Origin of the sequence: Methylobacterium sp. Leaf93 (assembly GCF_001422345.1) — a bacterium.
GTDB lineage: Bacteria > Pseudomonadota > Alphaproteobacteria > Rhizobiales > Beijerinckiaceae > Methylobacterium > Methylobacterium bullatum.
Genome location: NZ_LMMS01000027.1, coordinates 284,328 through 302,773, shown reverse-complemented (window position 1 = coordinate 302,773; position 18,446 = coordinate 284,328). Strand labels below are relative to the sequence as shown.

Sequence of the window (18,446 nt, the reverse complement as noted above, 5' to 3'; positions counted from 1 at the left end):
CATGCTTCGCCGGGGCATTCGGCGAAGCGGGACGTCTATCGGTCATCTTCACCACACGTCCGATGGGTCGGTCTTCGCGCGGGAGAAGAGCGGGCGGGGTCAGGCTTTCAGCGGGCCGCTGCCCCCGGATTGCGCTCCTGCCCGGAGACGGATGGTCCTGTGAAACGGTCGCGCAGGGTCTTCCAGAACGTGCCGCCATGGGCGCCGGGCTCCCCCACGGAGACGGTGGCGTTCATGCCGGCCACCAGGGTGATGCCGTCGGGAACCCTCTCGATGCGGATGCGCACGGGGACGCGCTGGGCGAGGCGCACCCAGGTATAGACCGGGTCGACATTGGGCAGGCCCTGCGTGCTCGGCGAGGCGTTGGCGTTGCTGATGCCGAGGGTGACGCTCTCCACCCGGCCGTCGATGAGCGCCGAGTAGCCGAGGAGTTCGGCCCTCGCCGCGTCGCCCACATGGATATGGGCCAGCTTCGTCTCCTCGAAATAGCCGTCGATCCAGAACGAATCGGTGTCGATCACCGCGACGTTGACGGTGCCGGCAGTGGCGTAGTCGCCCGCGCGCAGGAGAAGGTTGGTGACGCGCCCGTTCACTGGCGAGCGCACTTCCGTGCGTCCGCGGTTGACCCGGGCCTGATGCAGCTGCGCCTTCGCGGAGGCGAGCGCCGCCTCCGCGATCTTGGCGGTGCCCGCATATTGCTGTTTCTCCTCCACCGAGGTGGAGAGGGTGGTCAGGGCCTCGCGCCGGGCCGCCTGGGTCCGTTTGACCTGAAGGTCGGCCTCGCGGTTCTCCAGCTCGGCCTGGGCGGTGGCGATGGCAATGTCGAAATCCACCGGGTCGATGACGTAGAGCACATCGCCCTTGGCGACGTTCTGGTTGTCGGTGACGCGAAGCTCGACAATCTGGCCGGAGACCTGGGGCGCCACGCTCGCCACCTGCACGCGGACGCGCCCGTCGCGGGTCCAGGGCGCGGTGACGTAGAACTGCCAGACCAGGGCGGCGGCCAGGCAAGCGCAGGCCAGGATCACAACGGTCGCCAGGAGCCGCACCACGCGCCAACGCCGGCGCCTCGCGAGGGACGGCGCGCGCTCGCGGGACGGGCGAGCATCGGAAAGATCGTCGTCGGCCATTGTCAGGCAAGATCCATTTCGGCGAGCCACATTGCTCAGAAGAGAACGATGAGAAGCGCGAGGATGCAGACGAAGATCCCCACCTCGGCCAGCGGCGGGTTGGCGACGTAGCGGCTGAAGCGGATGCGGCTGAAGCCGAACCGCAGGAGCACCATGATGGCTAGGGCCGCCAGCACATAGGCGACGAAGGGCGAGATCAGGACGCCGCCGAGATCGATGTCATGCCGCATGGGGCGCCTCCATCAGGCCGGTCGCAGGATGCCGAGGCGGCGCAGGAGGCGGTGCTGGCTCTCCATGATGCCGCCCGCCGTCACCAGGTCGCTGACGAGGCGGGCGATGTCGAGCCGCGTCGGGGCGCTCACGGATCGGCCGTGCCGGAGGAACGCGCGAACGGACCGGGCGAGCGTGGCCGCCTCCGCCGCCTCCAGTCCCTCCCGCGCCTGCCTCGCGGCATCGTTCAGGGCGGGATCGTCGGGGAGGCGGCACAGCTGGGCATGGGCGCGGGCAGCGGCGGATTCGAGGCGGGCCAGGTCGAAGGCACGGTCCAGGCTCGCCGTGCGCACGGCGCCGCTGCCCGAACTCCATTGCGAGAATTGCAACAGCCGGTCGCTGTTGAGGCTGGTGCGGGTGGTGGCGTCGCCGCCATCGCCGGCCAGCGCGTCCAGCACCGAATCCCGGGCCGAATCGAGGGCGAAGGCGCGGCGCTGGGCGCGCGAGATCGGCAGCACGATCCGCACCGCGACGAACAGGATGCAAGCCGCCATGGTCACGAGGAAGGCGTTCGCGAGGAAGGTCTGCGCGTCGTAGGTCTGCGGATTGGACGGCGACAGGAGGACCATGAAGAACACGAGCAGGATGAAGCCGATCCCGAAGGTCGGCGGATTCAGGCTGAGAAAGCATGCCACGAAAATCACCGGCGCGATGGCGATGGCGAGGAGCGGGAAGCCCTGCTCGCCCCCCAGCACGCCGAAGAGCACGATCCCGGCGCAGAGGGCCGCGAGCGGCATACCGATGAGGACTCCGCGGGCGAAGGCCTTCGAATCCGGCGCGATGGCCGAGAGCGAACAGGTCGCCGCGACCTGCACCAGGGCAAAGGAGGTGGCGGGCCAGCCGGCGGCGATGAGGAGGAGAGCGGTGGCGCCAAAGGCGATCCCCACCCGTGCCGCTCCGCGAAGGGCCACGGGCAGGTCGCGATGCGTCGGCAGGGCGACATCGCGCTTCGGTCGGCAGCCGGTGGAGAGGGCGTTCAATCCGTCCTCGGCGAAGGAGGCGGCGCGCGCGAAATCGAGGCCGCGCTGCAGGGCCAGGATCTCCAGGGGCTCGCTCGCCCCCCCCTGGATCGCCTCATCCACCAGGGCACCGAGACGATGCGCGGCCGCGTCGGCATCGGGCTTTCCGTCGTCGGTCAGGCCCAGGCAGATCCGGCGGGCCTCGGCGACGGCCGCGCTGTCGCGGCCCAGCATCGCGGCGGCGGCCGTGAAGGCCCGACTCGCAGCCGCCATGGCGTAGAGCGCGGCGATGGCGCTGCGCGCCCCGGCGGCCCGGCGGGCGCCGTCGTCGAGCTCGCCGCCGATGGCGCTGGCATCGGCGCGCATCACCGCGATCTGCCGGATCAGGGCCGCCGCCCGCTCCGAGCCGGGATCCGCCTGGGACAGGGTCTCGCGGGCGAAGGCCCGGGTGGCCGACAGGGCCTCCGAAAGCGGCTTGCGCAGGGTGCGCCACGTGCTCGGCGAGGCCAGGGCGTCGTTGATGAAGGTGATGGCGACGATGCCGATGGTGATCGCCGCGACGCGGTCGATGGCGGCCTCGAAGACCGCCTGCGGCGTGTCGATATGGGCGACGGCGACGATGGCGACGGTGTAGCCCGCCAGCATGGCGCCATAGGCCCGCGTGTCCTGCAGGAAGTGGGCGACGAAGACGCATAGGCCGAGCCATGTCGCGACAGAGACCAGGAGGAGAACCCTGTCCTGTCCGAACGCACCGATCAGCAGGATCGATATCGCGCCCCCCGCCAGGGTGCCGAGAAAGCGGTACAGCGCCTTGGACAGGGCCTGGCCGCGTTTGGGCTGGGCCAGGATCGCCACGCAGACGGCGGCCGACGAGGCGCCGGAGAGTTGAAGCCAGAACGCGGCGTAGAGCGCCAGCACCATGGCGAGCCAGATCCGCAGGGCGAAGGCCCAGGCGGAAGGCGCGGGGACGATGCGCTCCAGGAGCGAGAGCGCACGGTCGGCCGGGGAGGGGCTTGATCCGGCGGAACCCCCACTCACGGACTGGGCCCGGCCGCCGCCGCATCCGCGGCCTTGCCGGCGACCCTCATCTGCCAGAGGCAGAGAAGGGGCGTCACCACCAGCTCCATCGCCAGGGCACCCAGCATCACCGCCGAGGGCAGACCGGTGAGATAGAGACCCAGCAACCGCGCCAATCCGCCGAGGACGACCACGAGGGTGAGGAAACGGAACAGGCGCGCTTTCGCCTCGATGGCCGGCACGCAACTCCAGAACAGGATGCCGATGCCCGTCAGCAGGCCCGACAGGTAGCGGAAATGGCTGTCGGCGGAGATCTGGGACAGGCTGTCGCCGCCGACTCCCCCTAGTCCGAACAGGATTCCGAAGAGCCCCGACGCCACCGGTATGATCGCGGCCACCGCCACCACGCGCTGCAACGCCTCGCGTTCCCGCATCCGCCCGTTTCTCCGCTCCGGCCCGGAGCAATCGCAGCTCGAGCCGGTCCCGAGTCGAACTAGTTCAGGCCTTGATCTCCTTCAAGCGCTTGACGCACTTGCTGAAATATTGCGGCCATTTCGGCCCCTGCGCGGCCTTGTCGGCAACCGAGAGGGCGCGCCACTCGGCGCCGCATTTCTTCTGCCGCTCACGGGCGGCGCTCTGCCCGACAGTCAGTTCCTTCGCGTCCTTCGCGGCGGGCTCCGGAGCAGCGGCAACGGGGTCCTTGGCGGACGCCGTCGTTGCGAAACCCAGCACCATCGACGCCGCGATCACCGCGGCTGGAAGAAAACGAAACCGCATGATCGCAACCCCAGGTCGTTGTCCTGCGCTCACGGTGAGGCGCCGGCACCGCCGTCATCACAGCCAGAAGTCGGGTAAAGGGCAAGATCCTTCGCCGTGCCGCGGCACACCGTCCACCGTTCGATGGCGGCGCGGATCCTGCAACCATCCGCCCCTCGCCCGGTTTGATCCGGCGACATGATGCGACCCTGACAGGAGCGGAACGTTTCCCATGGCCGCCGCCACCCAGAAGCCCATCGACCTCCATACCTGGGGCACGCCCAATGGTTGGAAGATCCCCATCATGCTGGAGGAGTGCGGTCTGCCCTACCGGGTGGTGCCGGTGAATATCGGCAAGGGCGACCAGTTGGCGCCAGACTTCCTTGCGATCTCGCCCAACAACAAGATCCCGGCCATCGTCGACCCGGACGGTCCGGGGGGCCAGCCCATCACGGTCTTCGAATCGGGGGCGATCCTGCAATATCTCGGGCGAAAGACCGGCTGCCTCTACCCCGCCGACGAACGCGCCCGGGTGGCCGTGGACGAATGGCTGTTCTGGCAGGTCGGGGGCTTCGGACCGATGCTCGGCCAGATGCACCATTTCCGCATCCATGCGGAGGAGAAGATCCCCTACGCCATCGAACGGTTCTCGACGGAATCCCATCGTCTCTACGGCGTGCTCGACCGGCGCTTGGCGGATCGCGACTACATCGCCGATACGTATTCCATCGCCGACATCGCGATCCTGACCTGGGCCAAGCATCACGAGAAGCAGGGTATCGATCTGGCGACCCTGCCGAATGTCCGTCGCTGGCTCGACACAGTCCTGGCGAGGCCCGCCGTGAAACGGGGCCTCGCCGCGATCTGAGCCGCTACTTCTTGGCTTCGACCTGAGGCGCGGCCGGCTTGGCCGCGGGCTTCGGCGCCGGCTTGGTGGCGGCTTCGGAAGCCGGGGTCACGGCCGCCTGCTGGTTCACGTCAGGCACGCGGGTCCAGGTCTCGGAGCCGCACAGGACCTTGAGAAGGCATCCGGACACGCTCAGCTCGGAGCCGGATTCACGCTCCAGGCTGACCTGATAGATCTTGCCCTCGTCGATGTTGTAGATGTCGCCGGAGAACTTCTCTTCGTCGGGGGCGAGACCTTCGATGAGCTGCAGGCCGATGACCGGGCGCAGGCGCTTCTTCGGGTCGGGGTTCTTGGCGTCGGTGCGCGGCGCACCCGTCTCGGTGGTCGGCGTCTTCAGCCACACGACCTTGCCGCAGATGTTCGCACTGTTCGGGCCGCAATGATCGATGCGGATCTTGGCGCGGCCATCCTTCGTGAGCCAGGTGCCGGACGGGTCCTTCGACGGGGCCGCAGCAGCGGCGACGAGTCCGGAGAGCAGGAAGGCGGAGGTCAGGGCAACGCGCATGGCTTTTGGTCTCCTGGTGCCTGTGAAGGGCCGCGGCGCATCGGCGGGAGCGTCGCGAAGGGTCGTGAGCCTGGGGTCGAAAGCTTGGTCGTGGCCGCGCCGGACGTCGAGAACGGTCCGGGCCAGCGTCTTCTGGTGTGAGAAGACACCAGCAATCGGGCGAATTTCCGGCACTGTTGCGCCGAAGCCATGACCAAGGAAATTCCGCTGTGGATGCGCCGTCTTCGTCCTTCGGGTTGAGAGGACGGGGCGTGCTCGCTATAAGCCGGCCGCCGAAGCCGTTTTCGGCCGAGCGAACATAACCGGACTGATCATGGCCACCGAGCGCACTTTCTCCATCCTGAAGCCCGACGCGACCAAGCGGAACCTCACCGGCGCCGTGAATGCCGTGATCGAGAAGGCGGGCCTGCGCATCGTCGGCCAGCGTCGCATCCAGATGACCCAGGCCCAGGCCGAAAAGTTCTACGAGATCCACAAGGAGCGCCCGTTCTTCGGCGAGCTCGTCTCCTTCATGACCTCGGGCCCCGTGGTCGTGCAGGTGCTCGAGGGCGAGAACGCCGTCGCCGCCTACCGCACCGTGATGGGCGCCACCAACCCGGCCAATGCCGACGAGGGCACCATCCGCAAGACCTTCTCCGAGTCGGTCGGCGAGAACACCGTGCACGGTTCGGACAGCGCCGAGAACGCGAAGATCGAGATCGCGCAGTTCTTCCAGGATTCCGACATCGTCGGCTGAGCCCGACCGGCTTTCGCGCCGCCAACGGGTTCGTGATCGCATCGTCGTCCGGTGAACCGGGAGCGTGGCGCGGAACGATGCCGGGTGTGGCGCGAACGCCCTTGCGCGCGAGTCCTGCCGGGCGTGAAAGGAATTCCCTTAACCGAATCCCTTTCACGGACCCCACATTCCATGCGCTCCATCGCTCCGCGCACCGGCCGGATCCTGCTCGCCGCCGGCCTCATCTCCCTGCTCGCCGCGTGTAACGCGAACAAGGGTGCGCCCACGGCCTCCCTCGAAGGCTACACGCCCGATCCGGCTCTGAAAACGGCTTCCGCCAGCAACCTCACCGGACGCGTGCGCCACGCCTGCACGGTGACGCAGTCCCGCCTGCAGAGCGTCCCCGAGGCTTCGCTCACTCGCCCCTGCGGCTGCTACGCCAAGCAGACCCTGGCGAGCCTCAATCCGGCCGAGCTCGAATCCTACCGCACCACCGGCTATTTCAACGATTCCGCCCGCGCCAAGGCGCTCTCGGCCCTCGACAGCTGCCAGCTGCCGCGCCCGGCGTAAGCCGTCATCATCGCCGATCTCGATATCTCGGGATCGGCGGCTGGGGCCTCAGCCTTGCGCGGACAGGCTGAGCAAGGCCCCCTCGGCCGGCCTGATGTCTCCGGCGAACACCACGCGGCCACTCTCCAGCCTTGCCCGCCCGCCCGCGATCAGCGCCAGGGCACGCGGGTAGAGGAGGTGTTCCTCCACGAGAATGCGCGCGGCGAGACTGTCGGCATCGTCGCCCGGCAGAACCGGGACGGCGGCCTGGGCCACGATCGGCCCGGCATCGAGTTCCGGCACCACGTAATGCACCGTGCAGCCATGCAGGCGCACGCCGGCCGCCAGGGCCTGCTCGTGGGTATGGACGCCGCGAAACAGCGGCAGCAGCGAAGGATGGATGTTGATCATCCGCCCGGCCCAGGCCTCGACGAAGCCCGCGGAGAGGATCCGCATGAAGCCGGCCAGCACGACGAGCTCGATCCCGGCCGCTTCGAGTTCCGCGTTCAGGGCGGCATCGAAGCTCGCCCGATCGGGATAGGCGCGGTGATCGAGCGCCGTCGTGGCGATCCCGGCGCTGGCGGCATGGGCGAGCCCGCCCGCCTCCGGCCGGTTGGAGGCGACGAGGACGATCTCGGCGGGATAATCCGGGGCCTTCGCAGCCTCGATCAGCGAGACCATGTTCGAGCCGCGTCCCGAGATCAGGATCGCGACCCGCATCTTGGGTCGGGGAGCCATCACAGGGCGAGCTTGCCCTGGAAGGTCACCGGATCGGGTCCGCGCTCGGTGATGAGCCCGAGGCGGATCGGCGAGGCGCCTGCGGTGTCGAGCGCCCGGGTCACCGCCGACACGCTCTCCGGCGAGACCACCGCCACCATGCCGATACCGCAATTGAAGGTGCGCAGCATTTCGGATTCCGCGACCCCACCGACCTTCGAGATCCATCCGAAGACGGGCGGCGGAATGATCGCGTCGAGGTCTATGCTGATGCCGACACCGTCGGGCAGGACGCGGGGCAGGTTGTCGGGAAAGCCGCCGCCGGTGATGTGGGCGAGCGCCTTGATCCCGTCCGTTGCCTTCAAGGCGGCCAGCAGCGGCTTCACATAGATCCGGGTCGGCTCCAGCAGGGCGTCGCCGAGCGAGCGCGACGGCTCGAACGGGGCCGGGTCGTCGTAGGAGAGGCCGCTTGCCTCGACGATTCGGCGGACCAGAGAGAAGCCGTTGGAATGTACACCGGAGGACGGCAGGCCGAGGACGACGTCGCCTGGCGCGATGCCGGGACGTGGCAGGAGCTTTCCACGCTCGGCGGCGCCGACGCTGAAGCCCGCGAGGTCATAATCCGACCCGTCGTAGAGGCCCGGCATCTCGGCGGTCTCGCCACCGATGAGCGCGCAGCCCGCGATCCGGCAGCCCGCCGCGATCCCGCGCACTATGTCGGTGCCGACGCCCGGCACCAGCTTGCCGGTGGCGTAATAATCGAGGAAGAACAGCGGCTCGGCGCCCTGGACGATGATGTCGTTCACGCACATCGCCACGAGATCGACGCCGATCGTATCGTGGCGGCCGGTCTCGATGGCGATCTTGACCTTGGTGCCGACGCCGTCATTGGCCGCCACCAGGATCGGGTCGGAGAAGCCGGCGGCCTTCAGGTCGAACAACCCGCCGAACCCGCCGATCTCGGCATCCGCGCCGGGCCGGCGGGTGGAGCGCACCAGCGGCTTGATCGTCTCGACCATGGCGTTGCCCGCATCGATATCGACGCCCGCATCCGCGTAGGTCATTCCGTTCCGGCTCTCGCCGTTCTTGCTCTCGGCCGTCATCGGCACCTCGTCTCAACGTCCTGTCCCGGCTGCTCTAACGGGTCGCGGCGGTCTCGGCGAGTCGTCGCGGACGAGTTCGGCGCCCGGTGCCGGGCGCGGAAGCAGATTTCGATCGCCTCAACCGTTCGACGAGGGCCGCACTGGGCTCGCCGATCCCCGCGCCCGCTTCGATGAACCGGACAGGCGGCGCCTTGCGCGGATCGGAGCATCGTCTTCAGGCGGCCCGAAGCTGCGCCAGAAAACGGGTGACTTCGGCATCGAGATGGTCGGCATCGTGCGAGACCGAGGAGGCGACGGAAAGCACCCTCTCGGCCGCTCCGCCGGCCCTCTGCGCCGCGTCGGCGACGCCGCCGATATGAGACGTGACCTGACCGGTGCCATTGGCGGTCTGGTGGATGTTGCGAACGATCTCCCGGGTTGCTGCCCCCTGTTCCTCCACCGCGGCCGCGATCGCGCTCGAGATCCCGCTCAAGTCGTCGATGCGCCCGGCGATGGCGCCGATCGCCGTCACCGCCTCCCGGGTGACCGACTGGATGTCGCCGATCTGGGAGGCGATCTCGTCGGTGGCCCTGGCGGTCTGGGTGGCGAGTTCCTTGACCTCGGCCGCCACCACCGCGAAGCCGCGTCCCGCCTCGCCGGCACGCGCGGCCTCGATGGTGGCATTGAGGGCGAGCAGGTTGGTCTGGCTGGCGATGCCGTTGATCATCGCCACCACGTCGCCGACACGGGTCGCCGCCCGGCTCAGATCCTGAACCAGCCCCGCGGTGCGCCCGGCCTCCGTCGCGCTCGCCTGCGTCAGCGCCGCCGAACTGTCGACCTGACGGCCAACCTCCGACACCGAGGCACTGAGTTGCTCCGCCGCCGCCGCTACGGCGGCGACGTTGGTCGAGGCCTCCTCCGCGGCACGGATCACCGCGCCGGAACGGTCGGCGGTGTCGCCGGCCATCTGCGACATCGCCTGCGCAGTGTCCTGCAGTTCACCAACGGAAGTCGCCACGGCGCGGACGATGCCGCCGAAAGCCGCTTCGAAGGCCTGCGCCAGGGTCTCGGTCTGAGCCCGGCGCTCGATCTCGCGCTGTCGGGTTTCCCCGGCATGACGCTCCGCCACGTCCCGGGCGAGGTTGGCCTTGAACGCTTCGAGGCCCCGGGCGAGGCTGCCGACCTCGTCCCGGCGTTCCAGGCAGGGCACCGCGGCGGCGTAATCGCCCTCAGCGATCCGGCCCATGGCCAGGCCGACCGCGCCGTAGCCGCGGACCAGCGCCTCGTGGGCGAACCAGCCGAGGGCCAGGAACGTGGCGACGGTGGCGACCAGCGTGCCGACGACGACGGCGAAATAGAAGTGTGCCTGGGCTTCGTCCGCCGCGACGGCCGCGTCGGTGCGGGACTGCATCAGCCCGTAGAACGCGTCGAGCGGCTTCATGATCTGCGCCTTGAAACCGTGATATGCCTCCGAATGGACGAGCCCGATCGCCCGATCGCGGTCTCGGGCGGGGTTCGGTTGTGCCAGGGGCTGGCCATCCTTGTCCTTGCCCTCGACGAGATTCATCGCCTCGACCTCAAGATGAACCAGCCCGTCAGAATTCCGGACCGATTCCGCCAGCATGTCGGTTTCCTGCCGGCTGAAGCCGAGACGCTTCATCAGGTCGTGCACCGACACGGTCTCGCCGTCGGGGCGCGGCTTCGCCACGCCGGCTGCGACGAAATCCCAGTAGATGCGATGATACTCCTCCGGGCGCGGCTTGCGGCCGGAGCGGATGTCGAGGATGTCCAAATATTGCTGCTTGTACGACGCTTGGCCGGTGACGACGTAGGTGCGGCCGAGCCGGGTGAGATCGTCCGAAGACTGCCGGATCTCGTCGGCGAGGAGGATCGATTGCTGGCGGGTCGCGTAGGCCGCGCTCACCTGGTCGACAGCCCGTCCATAGAGGATGATGGACCCGGCCAGCAGCAAGCTGGATACCAGCATAGCCGTGATCAGACCAATAAACCTGTTAGATAGACTCATTTTATTCCCCCGCCGTTGAGGGAAATTACAGTCTAGCTCGTTAAAAATCCGCTTTCCCGAGGATGAAAGTCGTTCGCGCTCGTTCCCCTGCCACGGGCCGTGCGGGGCCTCCGCGGCCGAGCCTTGACCCCGCCGCACCGCCTTCCCACTCTTGTGCGCGGGCGACAGACGAGACGGAGGAGGGCCGATGCGCGGCAGGGCGGTGATCGGACTGGTGGGGCTCGGCATCGTCGCGCTGCTGCTTTACCTGCTTTCGGGGGTGATGCTGCCCTTCGTGGCAGGGCTGGCCCTCGCCTATCTTCTCGACCCCATGGCCGACAGGCTCCAGCGCCTGGGTCTCGGGCGGCTCTCCGCCTCGCTCCTGATCCTCGCCATGTTCGTCGTCGGGCTCGTAGTGATCCTGCTGATCGTGGTGCCCCTGGCCGCCAATCAGATCTCGGCGCTTGTGACGACGTTCCCCGGCATGGTTTCACGGCTGCAGGGTATCATTGTCGAGCGGGTCGGGCCAATCTTGACGCGGGTCGGCGGGGCGGACGTTCTCAACGACCTGCAATCGTCCGTCGGGGCCCTGGTGGGGCAGGGCGGCACGTGGTTCCTGGCTTTCCTGAAGTCGCTGTGGTCGGGCAGCCAGGCGCTGGTCTCCATCGCCTCGCTCCTCGTCGTGACCCCCGTCGTGGCTTTCTACCTTCTCGTCGACTGGGACCGGATGGTCGCCACCGTCGACGGATGGACCCCTCCGCGCCACCGCACCACCGTGCGGCGCCTGGCCGGCGAGATCGACCGGGCGATCATCGGCTTCGTACGAGGGCAGACCCTGGTCTGCCTGATCCTGGGGACGTTCTATGCCGTCGGCCTGTTCTTCGTCGGCGTGAATTTCGGCGTGCTGATCGGGATGATCGCGGGCTTCCTCACCTTCATCCCCTATGTCGGCACCCTCGTCGGGTTCCTGCTCTCGGTGGGCGTCGCCCTGGTCCAGTTCTGGCCGACCTCCGACTGGCTCCATATCGGACTGACTGTCGCCGTGTTCGTGGTCGGCCAGTTCTTCGAAGGCAACGTCATCTCGCCCAAGCTCGTGGGCGATTCGGTCGGCCTGCACCCGGTCTGGCTGATGTTCGCGCTCCTGGCCTTCGGCTCGCTGTTCGGGTTCCTCGGTCTGCTGCTGGCCGTCCCCGTCGCGGCCTCTATCGGCGTCATCGTGCGCTTCGCGATCTCGCGTTATCTCCAGAGTCCGCTCTACTATGCCGAAGAACCGATCCTGATTCAGAAGCGCGAGGGATGAAATCGCCGATGCGCGAGGCCGCGCCCCCGAAGCAGCTCGCCTTCGACCTGCCCCTCGACCCGCGCTATGGCCGCGAGGACTTCCTGGTGGGGCCGGCCAACGAGGCGGCCTACGGGCTGATCGAGGCCTGGCCGCGCTGGCCCGATACGGTCTGCCTCATCACCGGGCCGTCGGGCAGCGGCAAGAGCCACCTGGCCTCGATCTGGGCGACCCGCTCCCATGCCTGGACCGTCCCGGCCTCCGAGGTCACCGCCGATTCGGTCACGCATCTCGTCTCTAACGGCGCCCTGGTCATCGAGGATATCGACCGCCCCGAGGGCCGCGAGGAGGCGGCCCTGTTCCACCTCCTCAACCTCGCCCGCGAGAACGGCAGCCCCATCCTCATCACGGCGGCCGCACCGGTGGAGGCGCTCGGCCTCGTCACCGCCGATCTGCGCTCGCGCCTGAGGCTGGCACCGGGCGCCACCATCCTTCCCCCCGACGACGCGCTGATGCGGGCGGTGCTGGTCAAGCTCTTCGTCGACCGCCAGCTCGTGGTCGATCTCAGCGTCGTCGAGGCCATCGCCCTGCGGATCGACCGCTCCCTCGCCAGGGCCAGGGCCGTGGTGGCCGAACTCGACCGCGACGCCTTGAGGCGCGGCCGCCGCATCACGAGGCCGCTGGCCATGTCTGTCCTGGCCGATCTGGGAGTACCGGACGACGAGACCGACGAGGACGACGCGCCGGCTTGATCGCCCGCCCATCCCGATTGTCATGGAATTGTCAGACGCGACGGCCCGGCCGCATGCTACGAGGCCGTTCGTTCGAGCAGAGTGAGGAGAAGACCCGTTGCCGGAAGTGGATTCGGACTCGATCGCCAAGGAGTCGGACATCAAGGGATGGGATACGGAGGGAACGGCTGTCGAGGAGCGGAAGATCGCTCCAGCGGCCGACGCCTCGCCAGACGAGCCCCGCTCCGGTGACGACGGCCGCGGCTCCGCGGCACCCGAATCCCTGGCGCCCAAACGCCCCGCCGCCCGGCGCCGGCCGGCGGAGGCCGGTCCGGTTCGCCCCGCGACCGTCCGGATACGGACGACGAAGCCCGGCCCTGGAGCGCCTCTCCCGGCAGAATCGGCCTCGTTCGACGAGGCCCCCGAGGCACAGACGGAATCAGGCTCGATTCTGGCGGAGACGATCATGGCCGACACGGCGACAGAACGAGCGACAGTCGAACCCGTGGCGCGGGAGACCGTGCTCGCCGCCGGCCGCGCCCTGCGCCATTCGCCCGAGCGCTTCGTGAACCGGGAACTGTCCTGGCTGCAGTTCAACCGCCGGGTGCTGGAAGAGGCCTCCAACGCCAGCCATCCGCTGCTGGAGCAGCTGCGCTTCCTCTCGATCTCGGCCAACAACCTCGACGAGTTCTTCATGGTCCGCGTGGCGGGCCTGCACGACCAGGTCCGCGCCGGCCTGATCCAGCCGTCGCAGGACGGGCTCAGCCCGTCCGAGCAGCTCACCCGGATCGGTTCCGAAGTCTCGCGGCTCGCCCTCGACCAGCAGCGGCGCTGGCGCGAGTTGCGTGACGACCTGCACGGTGTCGGCGTCGACCTCGTGGAGCCCGGCAACCTTACCCCCGATCACAAGGCCTGGCTCGAGGAGTACTTCCTCAGCCACGTCTTCCCGGTGCTGACTCCCCTCGCCATCGACCCGGCCCATCCGTTCCCGTTCCTGTCGAACCTCGGCTCCAGCATCGCCCTGATGATGGTGCGGCCCCGCGACGGGCGGACCCTGCGCGCCCTGATCCGCCTGCCCGCCGTCCTCGACCGCTTCGTGCGCCTGCCGGAGGTCGCGGGGGAATCCACCGCCCGCTTCATCGCCATCGAGCAGGTCATCGTCCTGTTCACGGGCCGCCTGTTCCCGGGCTACTTCGTGAAAGGGCAGGGGGCGTTCCGGGTGATCCGCGATTCCGACCTCGAGATCGAGGAAGAGGCCGAAGACCTCGTCCTGCATTTCGAGAGCGCCCTGAAGCAGCGCCGCCGCGGCGTCGTCATCAGGCTCGAAGTCGAGGCGGGAATGCCGGAGGATCTGCGCGCCTTCGTCGCCGACGAGCTCGAGATCGGCTACGACGCGATCTTCGTGGTCGAGGGCATGCTCGCCCTCAACGAATTGTCGCAGATCGTCGGGATCGACCGGCCGGACCTCAAGTTCAAGTCGTACAACCCGCGCTTCCCCGAGCGCATCCGCGAGAGCGGCGGCGACGTCTTCGCCGCCATCCGGCAGAAGGACTTCATCGTCCACCACCCCTACGAATCCTTCGACGCGGTGGTGCAGTTCCTGGCCCAGGCCGCCCGCGACCCCAACGTGGTCGCGATCAAGCAGACGCTCTACCGCACCTCCTCGAACTCGCCGATCGTGGCGGCGCTGGCCGAAGCCGCCGAACTCGGCAAGTCCGTGACGGCACTGGTGGAGTTGAAAGCGCGCTTCGACGAGGAGGCCAATATCCGCTGGGCCCGCGACCTGGAGAAGGCCGGCGCGCAGGTGGTGTTCGGCTTCATCGAGCTGAAGACCCATGCCAAGCTGTCGATGGTGGTGCGGCGCGAGGGCGACAAGCTCGTGAGCTACTGCCATGTCGGCACCGGCAACTATCACCCGATCACGGCGCGGGTGTACACTGACCTGTCGTTCTTCACTGCCGACCCGGCGGTGGCCCGCGACGTCAGCCGCATGTTCAACTACATCACCGGCTATGCCGAACCGGCCGAACTCGAGCGCATGGCGGTCTCGCCGCTGACCCTCAAGCCCCGGCTCCTCGAGAACATCGCGGCCGAAGTGGCCCATGCCAAAGCCGGGCGGCCGGCGGCGATCTGGATCAAGTGCAACTCCCTGGTGGACGGGCAGATCATCGACGCGCTCTACGACGCGTCCCAGGCCGGGGTGCAGATCGACTGCATCGTGCGCGGCATCTGCTGCCTCAGGCCGGGCATTCCCGGCCTGTCGGATACGATCCGCGTGAAATCCATCGTCGGGCGCTTCCTCGAACACGAGCGGATCTACGCCTTCGGCAACGGGTTCGGCCTGCCGCACCCGAAGGCGACGGTGTCGATCTCATCGGCCGACCTGATGACCCGCAACCTCGAACGGCGCGTGGAGGCGCTGTTGCCGATCACTAACCAAACGGTGCATCAGCAGGTGCTAGACCAGATCATGCTCGCCAATCTCCTCGACAACCAGCAGAGCTGGCGTGTACTGGCGTCTGGCGCGAGTGAACGTGTCCAGCCCTCCGAGGGCGAGGAGCCGTTCAACGCGCACAAGTACTTCATGACGAACCCGAGCCTGTCCGGCCGGGGCAAGTCCTCGAAGAAGTCGAGTCCGCGCGCGCTGAGCCGTAGAGCCCAGCGTCCTTGAGCGGACGATACCGGCAGGAGCTGGTCATGGGACTTCCTCGTAGCGGCATGACAGGTACGGGCTTCACGACTCAGGGGGATCCCGGCGTGCAGGATCGCGTGCAACCGGTGGCGATCATCGACATCGGCTCGAACTCCGTGCGTCTCGTGGCCTATGACGGCCTGAACCGCGCGCCGACGCCGCTCTACAACGAGAAGGTCCTGTGCGGGCTGGGCCGCAACGTGTTCAGCACGGGCCGGCTCAACGAGGAGGCGGTTCGGCGCGCTCTCAGCGCGCTGGCGCGCTTCCGCATCCTCTGTGAGACCATGCGCGTTGGCCGCGTCTTCGTGCTGGCCACGGCCGCCGCGCGCGACGCGCAGAACGGTCCGGAATTCCTCGCCGCGGCGGAGGCCGCCTGCGGCCACCGGATCGAGCTCCTGTCGGGGCGGCGGGAAGCGGAGCTCTCCGCCCTCGGTGTGATCTCCGGTTTCCATACGCCGGATGGGGTCGTCGGTGATCTCGGCGGCGGCTCCCTCGAACTGGTGGACGTGCGCGGCGCCACGGTGGGGCAGGGGGTGACGATGCCGCTCGGCGGTCTCGCCCTCCAGGATCTCTCCGGCGGGTCGGTGAAGAAGGCCCTCAAGATCGCCCGCGAGAACCTCGCGAAGGCAGCCCCGCAGCTGGAGACCCTGCGCGGGCGCAGCTTCTACGCGGTGGGCGGTACCTGGCGGGCGCTTGCCCGCCTGCATCAGGCCGCGCGGGGCTACCCGCTACACGTCATGCACGGCTACAGCATCGAGCCTTCCGACGAACTCAGCTTCCTCGAAGTGGTGGAGCGCACCGACGCCGCCCTGCTGCAGGACGTGGAGGCCGTCTCGGAGGCGCGCCGGCCCCTCCTCGCCTATGGCGCCGTGGTGCTGGAGGAGATCATCCGCGTCGGCCGCCCCCGCGAACTCGCCATCTCGGCCTCCGGCGTGCGCGAGGGGCTGCTCTACGAGCAGCTCGACCGCGACACCCGCCTCACCGACCCGCTCCTCGCGGCGGCGGCGGAACTGAACCGCCTCCGCGCCCGCTCGCCGGGCCACGGCAGCGACCTCATCGCCTGGACCGACCGGTTCGTCGCCACCCTCGACGGGCCGGAGACCGCCGACGAGCGCCGCCTGCGCCACGCCGCCTGTCTCCTCTCGGATATCGGCTGGCGCGCACACCCCGATTACCGGGGTGAACAGAGCATCAACGTCATCACGCATGCCGCCTTCGTCGGGATCGACCACCCCGGACGGGCCTATCTCGCCCTGGCGGTCTATTTCCGCCACGAGGGCGTCGCGGCGGACAAGGCCAGCCCGATGCTGCGCAGTCTCGCCGGGCCGCGCCTGTTCGAACGGGCCCGCCTCCTCGGCGCCCTCCTGCGTGTCGCCTTCCCGATCTCGGCGGGGATGGAGGGAGCGCTGGCCCGCATGCCCCTCCTCGTCGCGGATCGACGGGTGACCCTGACCCTGCCTTCGAATCTGGCCGCGCTGCCGGGCGACCGCCTTCTCAACCGCGTCCGCGGCCTGGGCCGGGTACTGGGTCTGGAAGGGCGGATCGATACCGCCTGATACGGTCGGGGTCGCCGCCGAGATCTTCTATCTCTTCATGCTGCGAACGCACCTCATCGGCTGATCGACGACGCGGCGCGTCACGCCGGCCTGTCCGCGAAGATCGCTTTCTTGACGATGGCGTGGACGCCCCAATTGCCGTCCACCACCTGGGTGATGCCGAAATCGACGGCGATGGACATCAGCGAGATCGCCTCGTCCTCCGTCAGCCCCTTTGCCTGCATCAGAAAGGACCGCATCTTGCGGAAGGCGTCGCGCATGGCGAGGTCGATGGAGGATTTGGAGAAGATCTCGCTCTGCGCGTCGGGGCCGAGATCGGCGAGGTAGTTCGGGTAGCTGAAGCCCGAGAGCACCCAATCTTCGGACGTCTCGATCATCGGGAAATCGAGGGTCTCCAGGGCCGTGCCGGCGAGATCCGCCTTCTTGTGCAGGACGAACTGGAAGGTGCCGGTGAGCGAGCACTCGATAGCGGTGCCGCAGAGTTCGGAATCGCCCTGGCTGGCATGCGGATCGCCCACCGAGAACAGGGCGCCCGGCACCGCGACGGGATAGTACATCGTCGCGCCCTTGCCGATGCGCCAGTTGTCGATGTTGCCGCCGGTGTAACTCGGGGGAATCGAGTTCACCATGTCGGCCTCCTTGGGCGCGAGGCCCATGGTGCCGAAATGCGGGCGGATCGGCACGCGCACCCCCTTGAGCACGTCGAAATTGCGCTGCGTCTTGGTGTGGTCGACGGGGATGCCCGGATAATCGATGGTGGGATGCGCCACGCCGAACGGATCGGTGACCCCCGGCCAGCGGAAATTGTACACCGCCTTCGCCCAGTCGCGGGCGCCGCTCGCATCGACTTCGTAGATGGTGATGACCTCGCGCGCCCGGTCGCCGGTGATCATGTCCTTGTAGTGGTAGCCCCACCAGGCGGCGGCGTTGCTGCCGAAGCTGCGGCCCTTGAAGGCGGGGTTGGCGCAGGGGCGGGGCGCCACATCGAGGATGCGCACCTCCAGCACGTCGCCGGGCTCCGCGCCGCGGATCGCCACCGGGCCGGTACAGATGTGGACGCCGAGCCCCCCGCCCGGTCCGAGGGGGCCGGTCTCCGGCCCGGCGCCGCGGCGGGCGACGCCCTTCTTGTCCTTGGTCCAGAGGAACACGCTCTCGGCGCCGGGATCCCCCGTCACCATGCGCTCGGCATCGTCATTGGCGTGGTGGGTCAGGGTCTCGATGGTGACGTAGTCGCCGGATGCGATCTCGACCTGGGGCTTCAGCAGTTTCGAGAAATAGCCCCAATGGACGGTCTCGGCGGTGGCCGGCAGATGATAATGCGCCGTCTGCCGGATGCCCTTGGCGCTCGTCTGCGCCAGCGCGGGGCCGACGAGGGACAGGCCGCCGGCCGCCATTGCCGCCGCGCCCCCGGTAGCGACGAAGCCGCTCTTGAGGAAGGCCCGCCGCTCGGGCGCGAGGTCGCCGAGGAAACGGCGGCGATGCTCGGCGAAATGGGTGCAGTTCGGATCGTCACCACGGCACATTGGAATCTCCCGACCGGCCCTTGATCCGAATCCTGTATGCAATCCGGTGGCCA

General features: G+C 68.4%; 17 protein-coding genes. 7 read left to right on the top strand and 10 right to left on the bottom strand.

The genetic code is table 11. From position 1 onward, the window contains the following. Positions 1–107 precede the first annotated feature (107 nt). The 5 genes from ASF26_RS17395 to ASF26_RS17375 form a co-directional block, all read right to left on the bottom strand. On the bottom strand, positions 108–1,130 hold the full coding sequence (locus ASF26_RS17395; RefSeq protein ID WP_056256686.1) for an HlyD family secretion protein: 1,023 nt from the start codon (positions 1,128–1,130) through the stop codon (positions 108–110). Between the two features lie 35 nt (positions 1,131–1,165). After that, positions 1,166–1,360, bottom strand: a complete 195-nt coding sequence (locus ASF26_RS17390) for a DUF1656 domain-containing protein (RefSeq protein ID WP_056256682.1) — start codon at positions 1,358–1,360, stop codon at positions 1,166–1,168. Positions 1,361–1,372: 12 nt separating this feature from the next. Next, positions 1,373–3,397 carry an FUSC family protein gene (locus ASF26_RS17385; protein WP_056256679.1) on the bottom strand — a complete coding sequence of 675 codons (2,025 nt, stop codon included), beginning with the start codon at positions 3,395–3,397 and terminating at the stop codon, positions 1,373–1,375. Then, positions 3,394–3,810, bottom strand: coding sequence for a DUF4345 domain-containing protein (locus tag ASF26_RS17380; RefSeq protein ID WP_056256675.1), 417 nt, complete (start codon positions 3,808–3,810; stop codon positions 3,394–3,396). Before ASF26_RS17380 ends, ASF26_RS17385 begins: the two co-directional genes overlap by 4 nt. Positions 3,811–3,874: 64 nt before the next feature. Then, a complete protein-coding gene (locus ASF26_RS17375; RefSeq protein WP_056256672.1) occupies positions 3,875–4,153 on the bottom strand; it encodes a hypothetical protein in 279 nt (92 codons plus the stop codon). Positions 4,154–4,364: 211 nt separating this feature from the next. On the opposite strand from ASF26_RS17375, the gene ASF26_RS17370 reads away from it, so the two are divergent. Beyond that, positions 4,365–5,000: a glutathione S-transferase N-terminal domain-containing protein gene (locus tag ASF26_RS17370; RefSeq protein WP_056256668.1), complete on the top strand. Its 636-nt coding sequence runs from the start codon at positions 4,365–4,367 to the stop codon at positions 4,998–5,000. Between the two features lie 4 nt (positions 5,001–5,004). On the opposite strand, the gene ASF26_RS17365 is transcribed toward ASF26_RS17370, so the two are convergent. After that, positions 5,005–5,544, bottom strand: a complete 540-nt coding sequence (locus ASF26_RS17365) for a DUF2147 domain-containing protein (protein WP_056256664.1) — start codon at positions 5,542–5,544, stop codon at positions 5,005–5,007. Positions 5,545–5,857: 313 nt separating this feature from the next. Here ASF26_RS17365 and ndk point away from each other — a divergent pair, with 313 nt between their 5' ends. Together ndk and ASF26_RS17355 are read left to right on the top strand one after the other, a co-directional pair. Further along, entirely contained in the window at positions 5,858–6,280 is a 423-nt protein-coding gene (gene ndk / locus ASF26_RS17360) for a nucleoside-diphosphate kinase (protein ID WP_018043493.1), read from the top strand. Between the two features lie 171 nt (positions 6,281–6,451). After that, positions 6,452–6,829 carry a hypothetical protein gene (locus tag ASF26_RS17355; RefSeq protein ID WP_056256660.1) on the top strand — a complete coding sequence of 126 codons (378 nt, stop codon included), beginning with the start codon at positions 6,452–6,454 and terminating at the stop codon, positions 6,827–6,829. A gap of 48 nt (positions 6,830–6,877) precedes the next feature. Here the strand turns inward: ASF26_RS17355 and purN are convergent, their stop codons facing one another. The 3 genes from purN to ASF26_RS17340 form a co-directional block, all read right to left on the bottom strand. Continuing rightward, entirely contained in the window at positions 6,878–7,546 is a 669-nt protein-coding gene (gene purN / locus ASF26_RS17350) for a phosphoribosylglycinamide formyltransferase (protein ID WP_018043495.1), read from the bottom strand. Next, entirely contained in the window at positions 7,546–8,628 is a 1,083-nt protein-coding gene (purM, locus tag ASF26_RS17345; protein WP_056149373.1) for a phosphoribosylformylglycinamidine cyclo-ligase, read from the bottom strand. The genes purN and purM overlap by 1 nt, the downstream gene beginning before the upstream one ends. Positions 8,629–8,842: 214 nt before the next feature. Continuing rightward, complete coding sequence (locus tag ASF26_RS17340; protein WP_056256655.1) at positions 8,843–10,594, bottom strand: HAMP domain-containing methyl-accepting chemotaxis protein; 1,752 nt, start codon at positions 10,592–10,594, stop codon at positions 8,843–8,845. A 226-nt stretch (positions 10,595–10,820) separates the two neighbouring features. Here ASF26_RS17340 and ASF26_RS17335 point away from each other — a divergent pair, with 226 nt between their 5' ends. From ASF26_RS17335 to ppx, 4 genes are all read left to right on the top strand, one after another. Beyond that, positions 10,821–11,912: an AI-2E family transporter gene (locus ASF26_RS17335; RefSeq protein WP_056256643.1), complete on the top strand. Its 1,092-nt coding sequence runs from the start codon at positions 10,821–10,823 to the stop codon at positions 11,910–11,912. A gap of 8 nt (positions 11,913–11,920) precedes the next feature. Then, positions 11,921–12,643, top strand: coding sequence for a DnaA/Hda family protein (locus ASF26_RS17330; protein WP_056256987.1), 723 nt, complete (start codon positions 11,921–11,923; stop codon positions 12,641–12,643). 445 nt (positions 12,644–13,088) lie between these two features. Continuing rightward, positions 13,089–15,293 carry an RNA degradosome polyphosphate kinase gene (locus ASF26_RS17325; protein WP_238253948.1) on the top strand — a complete coding sequence of 735 codons (2,205 nt, stop codon included), beginning with the start codon at positions 13,089–13,091 and terminating at the stop codon, positions 15,291–15,293. Positions 15,294–15,340: 47 nt separating this feature from the next. Continuing rightward, on the top strand, positions 15,341–16,870 hold the full coding sequence (gene ppx, locus ASF26_RS17320) for an exopolyphosphatase (protein WP_056256641.1): 1,530 nt from the start codon (positions 15,341–15,343) through the stop codon (positions 16,868–16,870). An 80-nt stretch (positions 16,871–16,950) separates the two neighbouring features. Here ppx and ASF26_RS17315 read toward each other — a convergent pair whose 3' ends face one another. Next, on the bottom strand, positions 16,951–18,393 hold the full coding sequence (locus ASF26_RS17315; protein WP_056159028.1) for an acetamidase/formamidase family protein: 1,443 nt from the start codon (positions 18,391–18,393) through the stop codon (positions 16,951–16,953). Positions 18,394–18,446 lie beyond the last annotated feature (53 nt).

Coding starts and splice junctions, on each gene's coding strand:
- ASF26_RS17370 (WP_056256668.1), top strand. CDS start 4,365: ATGGCCGCCGCCACCCAGAAGCCCATCGACCTCCATACCTGGGGCACG.
- ASF26_RS17375 (WP_056256672.1), bottom strand. CDS start 4,153: ATGCGGTTTCGTTTTCTTCCAGCCGCGGTGATCGCGGCGTCGATGGTG.
- ASF26_RS17335 (WP_056256643.1), top strand. CDS start 10,821: ATGCGCGGCAGGGCGGTGATCGGACTGGTGGGGCTCGGCATCGTCGCG.
- ASF26_RS17390 (WP_056256682.1), bottom strand. CDS start 1,360: ATGCGGCATGACATCGATCTCGGCGGCGTCCTGATCTCGCCCTTCGTC.
- ASF26_RS17330 (WP_056256987.1), top strand. CDS start 11,921: ATGCGCGAGGCCGCGCCCCCGAAGCAGCTCGCCTTCGACCTGCCCCTC.
- ASF26_RS17395 (WP_056256686.1), bottom strand. CDS start 1,130: ATGGCCGACGACGATCTTTCCGATGCTCGCCCGTCCCGCGAGCGCGCG.
- purM (WP_056149373.1), bottom strand. CDS start 8,628: ATGACGGCCGAGAGCAAGAACGGCGAGAGCCGGAACGGAATGACCTAC.
- ASF26_RS17380 (WP_056256675.1), bottom strand. CDS start 3,810: ATGCGGGAACGCGAGGCGTTGCAGCGCGTGGTGGCGGTGGCCGCGATC.
- ndk (WP_018043493.1), top strand. CDS start 5,858: ATGGCCACCGAGCGCACTTTCTCCATCCTGAAGCCCGACGCGACCAAG.
- ASF26_RS17340 (WP_056256655.1), bottom strand. CDS start 10,594: ATGCTGGTATCCAGCTTGCTGCTGGCCGGGTCCATCATCCTCTATGGA.
- purN (WP_018043495.1), bottom strand. CDS start 7,546: ATGGCTCCCCGACCCAAGATGCGGGTCGCGATCCTGATCTCGGGACGC.
- ASF26_RS17325 (WP_238253948.1), top strand. CDS start 13,089: ATGGCCGACACGGCGACAGAACGAGCGACAGTCGAACCCGTGGCGCGG.
- ASF26_RS17315 (WP_056159028.1), bottom strand. CDS start 18,393: ATGTGCCGTGGTGACGATCCGAACTGCACCCATTTCGCCGAGCATCGC.
- ppx (WP_056256641.1), top strand. CDS start 15,341: ATGACAGGTACGGGCTTCACGACTCAGGGGGATCCCGGCGTGCAGGAT.
- ASF26_RS17355 (WP_056256660.1), top strand. CDS start 6,452: ATGCGCTCCATCGCTCCGCGCACCGGCCGGATCCTGCTCGCCGCCGGC.
- ASF26_RS17365 (WP_056256664.1), bottom strand. CDS start 5,544: ATGCGCGTTGCCCTGACCTCCGCCTTCCTGCTCTCCGGACTCGTCGCC.